The sequence below is a fragment of the Streptomyces sichuanensis genome (genome assembly GCF_020328095.1).
Taxonomy (GTDB): Bacteria; Actinomycetota; Actinomycetes; order Streptomycetales; family Streptomycetaceae; genus Streptomyces; species Streptomyces cinnamoneus.
In genome coordinates this window covers 1-1677 of record NZ_JAIXMK010000164.1, presented here as the reverse complement: position 1 = coordinate 1677, position 1677 = coordinate 1, and the positions used below count along the sequence as shown (strand labels likewise).

1 protein-coding gene is annotated in these 1677 nt (G+C 76.4%); it reads left to right on the top strand.

Going from position 1 to position 1677, the window contains the following annotated elements; genetic code table 11:
* Positions 1-457 precede the first annotated feature (457 nt).
* Positions 458-1579: a glycosyltransferase family 4 protein gene (locus LE181_RS29395; protein ID WP_225664554.1), complete on the top strand. Its 1122-nt coding sequence runs from the start codon at positions 458-460 to the stop codon at positions 1577-1579.
* Positions 1580-1677: the final 98 nt, after the last annotated feature.

Below are 1677 nucleotides of genomic sequence, written 5' to 3'. Positions count from 1 at the left end.
CCGGGTCGGTGCGTCGTGGGGCGGGGCCGGGGCGGGAGGGGACGGACCCTTCTGGGGGCTGGATTATTTACGGCCCCCGTCAGCCGTCGAGCGTGCCCCGACAGTCGCCGCAAATAACCCTTACGCCCCCTGCCAGGGTCCATCCCCTCCCGCCCCGGCCCCTCCCGCGGAGTGCGGCCGTCCCACCGGGGGGCACCCGCAAATAACCCCCAGCCCCGGTCCCTCCCGCCGGTCGGCCGGCTCCCCTCGGGGCGGGTCACCTTGCCGTCGTAGGTGGTGGGAGGTGGTCGCGAGGGGGGCCGGAATCGCCGAAGTGGGTGAATCCGGGGATCTGGGGGTGGGGCGGGACGGGCCGCCACTCGGGCCGGTGGTGCCGGGATGTCGGTGGGGGCTGGCATCCTGGGCTCAGCACCTCGCCGTACGCCCCGACCGACGTCGACCCAGGAGCTTCCCCCGCGTGAGCAGCACACCCGGCCCCTCGCACGGGCGGCCGCCCCTGCACGCCGTTCAGGTCCTGGGCACCGGGAGCGCGGGCAGCGGCGCACACGTGCGGTCGCTGGCGGACGGGCTGGTGGCCAGGGGGCTGCGGGTGACCGTGTGCGGAGCGGCCTCCGCGCAGCGGTACGGGTTCGCGGAGGCGGGGACGGCCTTCGTCCCCCTCATGGACTCCAACGCCCTGTCCGTGGCAGCGATCCGCTCGGTGAGCGCCGGTGCCGACGTCGTGCACGCGCACGGGCTGCGCTCGGGCATGCTGGCCGCCCTCGCCCTGCGCGGACGGCCCACGCCGCTGGTGGTCACCTGGCACGCCCGGGTCCGCGCCGCGGGCGCCCGTTCGCACCTCGTGCGGCTGATGGAACGACAGGCCGCACGGGCCGCCTCCGTCCTGCTCGGCGCCTCGCCGGACCTCGTCGACCGGGCGCGCACCCGCGGTGCCCGCGACGCACGGCTGGCGCCGGTCGCGCTGCCCGCCCCGCCCTACGCGCCCGAGGAGGACGAGCACGTACGGTTCAAGGCCCGGGCCGAACTGGGTGCGGTGGCCCGGCCCATGCTCGTCACCGTGGGCCGGCTGGAACCCGGCCAGGGCCACGGCCCGCTGCTCGACGCCGCCCGGATCTGGCGGGAGCTCGACCCCGAGCCGCTGCTCGTCATGGCCGGGGAGGGCAGCGAACGCCCCCGCATCCAGCGCCGCATCGAGGACGAACGGCTGCCGGTGATGCTGGTCGGACGCCGCGACGACGTGCCGGAGCTGCTGGCGGCGGCGGACGTCGCCATCGTGCCGAGCCGCTGGGAAGCGCGGTCGCTGCTCGCGCAGGAGGCGCTGCATGCGGGCGTGCCGCTCGTGGCCACGTCGGTCGGTGGCATCCCGGATCTCGTCGGCGACGCCGCCGAACTCGTCCCCTACGGTGACGCCGCCGCCCTGGCGGCCGCGGTGGCCCGCCTCCTCGACGATCCGTACCGCTGCGCCCAGCTCACCGCGGAAGGCCGCCGCCAAGCCGCCACCTGGCCCACCGAGGACGACACCGTGGCTCATGTCCTGAGCGTCTACGACGAACTGGCCGGGGCCCCAACCCGGCGGTAGCCGGGGCAACCGTGGCCGCCTGCCGCCTAGGAGGCCGTATCCCGGCCGGTGGCCGAGGAGTTCCACCGCGGCAGGCGGCAGGCGGCAGGCGGCAGGCG